The 8,846-nt window shown below is 69.3% G+C and carries 6 protein-coding genes and 1 tRNA gene; 1 reads left to right on the top strand and 6 read right to left on the bottom strand.

Annotated features, from left to right (window positions below):
- Positions 1 to 80: 80 nt before the first annotated feature.
- The 6 genes from pknB to ACFCY7_RS38455 form a co-directional block, all read right to left on the bottom strand.
- Positions 81 to 2,093: a Stk1 family PASTA domain-containing Ser/Thr kinase gene (pknB, locus tag ACFCY7_RS38430; protein ID WP_376490728.1), complete on the bottom strand. Its 2,013-nt coding sequence runs from the start codon at positions 2,091 to 2,093 to the stop codon at positions 81 to 83.
- Positions 2,094 to 2,248: 155 nt separating this feature from the next.
- Positions 2,249 to 3,715, bottom strand: coding sequence for a peptidoglycan D,D-transpeptidase FtsI family protein (locus ACFCY7_RS38435; protein WP_376490729.1), 1,467 nt, complete (start codon positions 3,713 to 3,715; stop codon positions 2,249 to 2,251).
- On the bottom strand, positions 3,712 to 5,151 hold the full coding sequence (locus ACFCY7_RS38440) for an FtsW/RodA/SpoVE family cell cycle protein (RefSeq protein ID WP_376490730.1): 1,440 nt from the start codon (positions 5,149 to 5,151) through the stop codon (positions 3,712 to 3,714). Before ACFCY7_RS38440 ends, ACFCY7_RS38435 begins: the two co-directional genes overlap by 4 nt.
- 26 nt (positions 5,152 to 5,177) lie before the next feature.
- A complete protein-coding gene (locus ACFCY7_RS38445) occupies positions 5,178 to 6,674 on the bottom strand; it encodes a Stp1/IreP family PP2C-type Ser/Thr phosphatase (RefSeq protein ID WP_376490731.1) in 1,497 nt (498 codons plus the stop codon).
- Positions 6,675 to 6,853: 179 nt separating this feature from the next.
- A complete protein-coding gene (locus tag ACFCY7_RS38450; protein WP_376490732.1) occupies positions 6,854 to 7,372 on the bottom strand; it encodes an FHA domain-containing protein in 519 nt (172 codons plus the stop codon).
- Between the two features lie 10 nt (positions 7,373 to 7,382).
- The gene (locus tag ACFCY7_RS38455) at positions 7,383 to 8,231 is read right to left on the bottom strand and encodes an FhaA domain-containing protein (RefSeq protein ID WP_376490733.1); all 849 of its coding nucleotides are present in this window, start codon (positions 8,229 to 8,231) and stop codon (positions 7,383 to 7,385) included.
- A gap of 423 nt (positions 8,232 to 8,654) precedes the next feature.
- Here ACFCY7_RS38455 and ACFCY7_RS38460 point away from each other — a divergent pair.
- Positions 8,655 to 8,741: transfer RNA gene (locus ACFCY7_RS38460), tRNA-Leu, on the top strand.
- The last annotated feature ends 105 nt before the right edge of the window (positions 8,742 to 8,846 follow it).

Raw genomic sequence — 8,846 nt, forward strand, 5'->3', positions numbered from 1 at the left:
TCCGATCCGGATGCCGGGGCTCTCCCGTTCTCGTGCGCGGGACGACCATCAGGCCGCCTGGCCGCCTGGCCGCCTGGCCGTCAGCCGAAGAAGCCGCCGCCTCGACTGTCCCCGTTGCGGCCGTCGCCGCCGCCCATCGTGACGACGGTGATCGGGTCGGTCGTGTTGACCATCGACCCCTCCGGCGGGTTGGTGCCGATGACCATGGCGTCCTCCTTGTCGGAGCCCTGCTGGATGACCGTCAGGCCCATGCCCTGGAGCTGGTCCCTGACCTCCTTGAACTTCTTGCCGCTCATCCCCATGGGGATCTGGACCTGGGTCTGCTGCGGGCCCTTGGAGACGCGGAGCTTGACCTCGGAGCCCTCGGCGGCCTTGCCGTTGCCCTCGGGGGTCTGGGAGAGGACCTGGTCCTTGGGGTCGTTGGAGTCCACGTACTCGGTGACCACGACGAACTTGAGGTCCTTGAGCTGCTGCTCGGCCTGGGCGAGCTGGTTGCCGACGACCGGCGGAACCGTGACCTGGTTCTGCTTCGCGACGGTGATCGTCACCTCGGAGTTCTTCTCCGCCTTGGTGTTGCTCTGCGGGTTCTGGCTGAGGACCGTACCCGGGTCCTCCTCCGACTCCTGCTGCTCGACCTTGACCTTGAAGCCCTTGCTCTCCAGGCTCTCGCGGGCGCGCTCCTCGGACTGCTCGACGACGTCCGGGACCTCCACGAGGGGGGAGCCCTCGGAGACGTACACCTGGACCGTGCCGCCGACGTCCATCTTGGCCACGTTGTCCGCGGCCGGGGTCTGCCGGCAGATCAGGCCCTTGGGCTGGTCGCAGCGCTCGGTGCCGGCCTGCTGGACCTTCACCTGGGCGTTGCCCACGAGCGTCGTCGCCGACTTCATGTCCTGGCCGACCAGCTGGGGCACGGTGACCTGCTGCGTGCCCTCCTGCTTGTCGAAGAGCGAGACGCCGATGAAGATCGCGCCGACGAGCACCAGGATGCCCGCGAGGACCAGCAGGATCGTCGAGGTGTTCGACTTCTTCTGGCCGCCGCGACGGCGGTCCGGGCGGTCGTCGTAGCCGTAGCCGCCGCCGTTGTCGTCCGCGTTGACCGGGGGCATCATCGACGTCTGGCCGGCCGGGTCGGCCTGGCGCAGGGCCGTGGTCGGCTGGTCCTCCGGCGGATAGCCGCCGTAGCCCCCGCCGTACGCGGGCGCGCCCGCCATGCCCATCCCCATGCCCATCGCGGCGGCCGCGGCGACCGGCTGGCCGTCGAGGCAGGCCTCGATGTCCGCGCGCATCTCGTCGGCGGACTGGTAGCGGTAGTCGGGGTCCTTGACCAGCGCCTTCAGGACGATGGCGTCCATCTCGGGCGTGATCTCGCCGTCGAAGTTGCTCGGCGGCTGCGGCTCCTCGCGGACGTGCTGGTACGCGACCGCGACCGGGGAGTCGCCGATGAAGGGGGGCCGGACCGTGAGGAGCTCGTACAGCAGGCAGCCCGTGGAGTACAGGTCGGAGCGGGCGTCGACCTGCTCGCCCTTGGCCTGCTCGGGGGAGAGGTACTGGGCCGTGCCGATCACCGCGGCGGTCTGCGTCATGGTCATGCCCGCGTCGCCCATGGCGCGCGCGATGCCGAAGTCCATGACCTTGACCTGGCCGGTGCGCGTCAGCATGACGTTCGCCGGCTTGATGTCACGGTGCACGATGCCGGCGCGGTGCGAGTACTCCAGCGCCTGGAGGATGCCGACCGTCATCTCGAGGGTGCGCTCGGGCAGCAGCTTGCGCCCGGAGTGCAACAGCTCACGCAGGGTCGACCCGTCGACGTACTCCATCACGATGTACGGGATGGAGACCCCGTCGACGTAGTCCTCGCCGGTGTCGTACACGGCGACGATCGCCGGGTGGTTCAGAGAGGCGGCGGACTGTGCCTCACGGCGGAACCGGGCCTGGAAGGACGGGTCGCGGGCCAGGTCGACCCGCAGCGTCTTCACGGCGACGGTGCGGCCGAGCCGGGTGTCCTGGGCGAGGTATACCTCGGCCATGCCACCACGGCCGAGCACCGAGCCCAGCTCGTACCGGCCGCCGAGGCGACGCGGCTCTTCCATAGCTAATCCAGCCCTCTCCGTCTGTCCCGACCGCACCCATGGGTGGTCCGGCGGTGTGTGCTGTTCGCGGATACGGTACCGGCCCCGGGAATGTGTTCCGCCCGGGGCCGCCAGCTGATACCCGACCGGTACCTGACGCGTACCGGGTCCGGAGATCAGCCCCGGCTCTTCACGACCGCCTTCATGACGGCCTTCGCGATCGGGGCCGCCAGACCACCACCGCTGATGTCCTCGCGGTCGGTGCCCGCCGAGTCCTCGACGATCACGGCGACCGCGACGGGAGAGCCCTCGGAGGTCTTCGCGTATGAGATGAACCACGCGTACGGACGCTTGGCGTTCTTCTCGCCGTGCTGGGCCGTACCCGTCTTGCCGCCGACCTTCACGCCGTCCATGTTCAGGTCGGCCTTGCCGCCGGTGCCGGTGGAGACGACGTTCTCCATCATCTCCTGGAGCAGCTGAGCGTTCTTCGGAGAGACCGGCTGGCTCATCTCCTCCGGCTCGTTCTTCTTGATCAGATCGAGGTTCGGGGCGCGCAGCTCGTCGATCATGTACGGCTTCATCAGCTTGCCGTCGTTCGCGATCGCGGCCGTGACCATCGCCATCTGGAGCGGGGTGGTCGCCGTGTTGAACTGGCCGATCGAGGAGAGCGCGTTGCCGCCGCGGTCGGCCTTCTTGTCGTAGACGGAGGCTGCGGAGCGGACCGGGGTGAACTGCTCGGCGTTGAAACCGAACTTCTCGGCCATCTCGGCCATCTTGTCGCGGCCGACGTCGTCGCCGAGCTTCGCGAAGACCGAGTTGCAGGAGATCCGCAGCGCCTCGTTCAGGCTCGCGTTGGCGCAGCCGCCGGAGTGGTTCTTCATCGGCTTGGTCGACAGCGGGATCTTCCAGCCCTCGGGCGTCTCGGTCGCCGCGTTGATGTCGGTGACCTTGCCGTTCTCCAGCGCCGCGGCGGCGGTCACGACCTTGAAGACGGAACCGGGCGGGTAGATCTCGCGGATCGCGCGGTTCAGCTTCGGCTTGTTCTTGTCGCCCTCCAGCGCGACCCACGCCTTCTCGTCCTTGCCGGAGTAGCCGGCGAACGAGGACGGGTCGTACGAGGGCGTCGACGCCATCGCCAGGATCTTGCCGGTCTTCGGCTCGATCGCCACGACGGCACCGGTCTTGCTCCCGAGGCCCTCGAACGCGGCCTTCTGCGCCGCGCCGCTCAGGGTGGTGACGACGTCGCCGCCCTTCTTCTTCTCACCGGTGAACATCGCGAGCGTCCGGTCGAAGAACAGCCGGTCGTCGTTGCCGGTGAGGATGCCGTCCTCGATCTTCTCGATCTGGTTGGCGTCGTAGGCCTGCGAGGCGTATCCGGTGACGGGGGCCCACATGGGGCCGTTCAGATAGGTCCGCTTGTACTTGTAGAACTTGTCGCCCGAGTCGGCGGAGCCCGTCACGGGCTTGCCGTCGACGATGATGTTCCCGCGCTCGTTCGAGTACCGCTCGATCTGCACACGCCGGTTCTTGGGATGTGCGTTCAGCTCGTCGGCGCGAACGAACTGGAGCCAGTTGTCCCGCATGAGCAGGGCGAGGACGAGCAGGCCGCAGAAGATCGCGACCCGGCGCAGCGGCTTGTTCACGGACGGACCACCTGGGTCATCTCGGCGTCGGGGGACGGGGCGGGCGCGGGCGCGGGACGGCGCGCGGTGTCGCTGATCCGGATCAGGATGCCGATCAGGGCCCAGTTGGCGATCACGGAGGAACCGCCGTACGCCAGGAAGGGCATCGTCATACCGGTGAGCGGGATGAGGCCCATCACACCGCCGGCGACGACGAAGACCTGCAGCGCGAAGGCGCCGGAGAGGCCCATCGCGAGCAGCTTGCCGAACGGGTCGCGGGCCGCGAGGGCGGTGCGGACACCGCGCTCGATGATCAGCCCGTAGAGGAGCAGGAAGACCATCACACCGGCCAGACCGAGCTCCTCGCCGACCGTGGCGAAGATGAAGTCGGAGTTGGCGGCGAACTGGATCAGATCGGAGTTGCCCTGGCCGAGACCGGTGCCGAGGATGCCGCCCGAACCGAACGACATCAGCACCTGCGTCATCTGGTCACAGGCGTTGAGCATGTTCTGGTCGGTGGCCGTCTCCAGGCAGCCGAACGGGTCGAGCCAGGCGGCGACGCGGGACTGCACGTGGCTGGCCGTGGAGCCCACCACCACCGCGCCGGCCACGGCCATCAGCAGACCCATGACGATCCAGCTGGTCCGTTCCGTCGCCACGTACAGCATGATCACGAACATGCCGAAGAAGAGGAGCGAGGTACCGAGGTCGTTCTCGAAGACCAGGATGAGGAGGCTGACCGCCCAGATCGTGAGGATCGGGCCGAGGTCGCGGCCACGGGGCAGGTAGAGCCCCATGAAGCGGCGGCTGGCCAGGGCCAGCGCGTCGCGCTTCACCATCAGGTATCCGGAGAAGAACACCGCCAGGACCAGCTTGGCGAACTCACCGGGCTGGATCGAGAAGCCGCCGACCCGGATCCAGATCTTGGCGCCGAAGACGTCCGCACCGAGGCCCGGGACGAGCGGCAGTAGCAGCAGGACGAGAGAGGCCGCCATGGAGATGTACGTGTAGCGCTGGAGGACCCGGTGGTCCTTGAGCAGCAGCAGCACGCCCACGAACATGGCGATGCCGATCGCCGAGTACAGCATCTGGCTCGGGGCGTCCGGGCTGAAGGAGCCGTAGTTGCGCTTCGCCGCGGCGATCAGCCGCGGCGACTGGTCCAGGCGCCAGATCAGCACCAGGCCCATGCCGTTGAGCAGGGTGGCGAGGGGCAGGAGCAGCGGGTCGGAGTACGGGGCCCACTTGCGCACCACGAGGTGCGCGACGCCCGCGAGGAGTGCGAGGCCGAGGCCGTAGCCGAGCATGCCGGCCGGGACCTTGCCGTCGATGGCCAAGCCCACGTTGAGGTACGCGAACACCGGGATGATGACGGCGAAGCCCAGCAGCGCCAGTTCGGTGTTGCGGCGGCTCGGCGCCTCGATCGCGCCGATGGTGGTCGTGTTGGTGACAACGCTCATGGTGGTGAAAGGCCCCCTACGGGTGCTTACTGCTTGCCGCAGTTCGAGGCCAGCTTCTGCTCCTCGGCGGTGAGGGTGGGACCCGGGGAGGGAGCGGCTGTGGTGGGCTTGGAGTCGGGGGTGGCGGGCTCGCCGGGCTTCTGGGTCGGCGGCTTGGCCGCGCGGTCGGCGGCGGCCTTCTCGGCGGCCTCACGGCGCTGCTCGGTCTTCTTGCAGGCCGTGGCCTGCACGGAGAGCTCGGCGATCTTCGTCTGGGCCTTGGCGAGGCTGCCGCCCGCGATCGTGTCCTCGACCTGCTTCTGCTGGTAGGCGGGCAGGTACTTGAGTTCGATCTCGGGGTGGTCCTTCTCGACCTTCGAGAGCGAGACCCACGCCAGGTCCTGGCTGATGCCCTGGTACAGCGCGACGTGCTGGTCCTTGGCGCCGACGAAGTACTGCGTCTGCGTCCAGCGCCAGCCGCCGTAGAGCCCGCCGCCGGCGACGGCGAGGATCAGGAGGAGGAAGAAGGAGCGCTTGAGCCACTTGCGGCCGGTGCGCGGCTTCTGGAAGTCGTCGTCCGTGTACGACTCGAAGGATCCCTGCGGCGGCATGCCGCCGTACCCGTGGTCGTCTCCGCTGCCGGGCGGGCCGAAGCCGCCGGCGGGCGGCTGCTGGTGGGGTGCGGTGCGGCCGAGGCCGGAGGCGCGGCCGGCCGGGGTCTGCATCGCGCCGCCGTCGTTCAGCTGCGCGGCCTGGTTCTCGGCGACCGCGCCCACGATGACCGGGGTGTCGCTGAGGTGACCGGCGAGGGTGTCGCCGCCGTCGACGTCGAGGACGTCGGCGACGATCACCGTGATGTTGTCGGGGCCGCCGCCGCGCAGCGCGAGCTGGATCAGCTCCTGCACGGTCTCCTGGGGGCCCTGGTAGCTGGCGAGGGTGTCCTCGAGGGTCTGGTGCGAGACCACGCCGGACAGGCCGTCGGAGCAGATGAGGTAGCGGTCGCCGGCCCGGACCTCGCGGATGGAGAGGTCGGGTTCGACGTGGTCGCCGCTGCCGAGCGCGCGCATGAGGAGCGAGCGCTGCGGGTGGGTGGTGGCCTCTTCCTCGGTGATCCGGCCCTCGTCGACGAGGCGCTGGACCCAGGTGTGGTCCTGGGTGATCTGGGTCAGGACGCCGTCGCGGAGCAGGTAGGCGCGCGAGTCGCCGACGTGCACGAGGCCGAGCCGCTGGCCCGTCCACAGCAGGGCGGTGAGCGTGGTGCCCATGCCCTCCAGCTGCGGGTCCTCCTCGACCATCATCCGGAGCTGGTCGTTGGCGCGCTGCACCGCCGTACCGAGCGAGGTGAGGATGTCGGAGCCGGGGACGTCGTCGTCGAGGGTGACCAGGGTGGAGATCACCTCGGAGGAGGCGACCTCGCCGGCGGCCTGGCCGCCCATGCCGTCGGCGATGGCGAGCAGCCGGGGCCCGGCGTAGCCCGAGTCCTCGTTGCCCTCGCGGATCATGCCCTTGTGCGAGCCCGCGGCGAATCGCAGGGACAGAGTCATGCGCACCTGCCCTGTCGACGCTGCATCGGGGTACAGCCGGTCTCGACCCACACTGCCCACCCTCCGGTCGCTCCGGTCACGCCGGTCGCTTCAGTCGCTCCGGTCAGGAGCGCGGCACGGCCTTTGGCGGGGACCGTCCCGGCTCGCTCGCTCCGCTCGTGCCTATTCATGATGTAGCACTACTTCCGAAGCTCGATGACGGTCTTGCCGATGCGGATCGGCGCGCCCAGCGGAATCGGCGTGGCGGTGGTGAGACGGGTCCGGTCGAGGTAGGTGCCGTTCGTGGACCCGAGGTCCTCGACGATCCACTGGCCGTCGCGGTCCGGGTAGATCCGGGCGTGACGGCTGGAGGCGTAGTCGTCGTCCAGCACGATCGTCGAGTCGTGCGCCCGGCCCAGCGTGATCGTCTGGCCCTGGAGGGCGACGGTCGTGCCGGTGAGGGTGCCCTCGGAGACGACCAGCTTGGTCGGGGCACCGCGGCGCTGGCGGCCGCCCCCGCTCTGCTGGCCGCGCTGCTGCGGAGGAGCGGCGGCCTGGCGCGCGGCCTGCTGCGGCCGCGCCTCCTGGCGCCGCGAACCGCGCTGGGTGACCCGCGTACCGAAGAGGTCGCTGCGGATGACCTGGACGGCCACGATGACGAACAGCCACAGAACGGCCAGGAAACCCAACCGCATGACCGTCAGGGTCAGCTCTGACATTGCCCCCGCTTCACCCTTCGGCTTGCCGGTAAACGATGGTGGTGCTGCCCACGACGATCCGCGAGCCGTCGCGGAGCGTAGCGCGGGTGGTGTGCTGCCCGTCCACCACGATGCCGTTGGTGGATCCGAGATCCTGGATCGTCGAGGGCGTTCCGGTCCGGATCTCGCAGTGCCGGCGGGAGACGCCGGGATCGTCGATCCTCACGTCCGCGTCGGTGCTGCGGCCGAGGACCAGGGTCGGGCGGGAGATCTGGTGGCGGTTGCCGTTGATCTCGATCCAGCGGCGCGTCCCGGCGCCCGCACCGGCGCCGGGCATGGCGACGGGACCGCCCTGGGGGCGGCCGCCGGGCGCGGTCGGCCGGTGGCCGGGAGCGCCGGGCGGCGGGGAGGCGGGCATGGGCGGGGCGCCGGCCGGGGGGTACCCGTAACCGCCGCGTCCCTGACCCTGCTGCTGCTGTCCCGCCGGGGGCTGCTGCTGTGACGTACTCGACGCCAGTGTGCGGCTCCGGACGCGGTACAGGCCGGTGTCGAGGTCCTCGGCCTTCTCCAGGTGGACCTTGATCGGGCCCATGAAGGTGTACCGCTGCTGCTTGGCGTAGTCCCTGACCAGGCCGGCGAGCTCGTCGCCGAGCTGGCCCGAGTAGGGGCTGAGACGCTCGAAGTCCGGCGTGCTCAGCTCCACGATGAAGTCGTTGGGGACGACGGTCCGCTCGCGGTTCCAGATCGTCGCGTTGTTGTCGCACTCGCGCTGGAGCGCGCCGGCGATCTCGACGGGCTGGACCTCGGACTTGAAGACCTTGGCGAAGGTGCCGTTGACCAGACCTTCGAGGCGCTGCTCGAATCGCTTCAGGACTCCCATGGGGCACCTCCTCCGTCGTTGTCGTCCTGGTACTGCTTACTGATCGTATCCACGCGTCGGGAAATCGGCTGGTTCCCCTTCTCTGCCCTGTGGACGAGTGTCACCTCTCACAGGCTTCCCCCACGGATCGTAGAGGCGGCCTGTGGACAGTGTCCCGCACCCGGCGGTGGAACCGGGGCGCGGTCCTGAGGTCCGTGCGGGACGACGGTGCGGTCCATCCCCTTCGTCCCTCCTCCTCCACCCTTCTCCCCCGCCTTCCGCTCCCACTCCCTCCCCTTCTTCCCCTCCTGTCACCTCCCTCACCTTGTTCTGCGCGAGCGGAGCCGAAACAACGGATGTGAATCCACGGTCTCCTACGTGCTAATCTTCAGATGTCGCCAGGCGCTCCCGCTGAAAAGCGAGAGGGCCCGGAGCACACCCAATGCGCGGGTGGCGGAATAGGCAGACGCGCTGGATTCAGGTTCCAGTGCCCGAAAGGGCGTGGGGGTTCAACTCCCCCCTCGCGCACCAGTCGAGACGGGGGGCCGCGTGTAAAACAAGCCGCCCCCGGGGGGGTATAAAAAAAAACCAGCCCCCCCGAAAAGCCGCGATCGCGGGGGGCGGGGTGGGCGGGGT

The sequence above is a fragment of the Streptomyces sp. NPDC056361 genome, assembly GCF_042262805.1.
GTDB lineage: Bacteria > Actinomycetota > Actinomycetes > Streptomycetales > Streptomycetaceae > Streptomyces.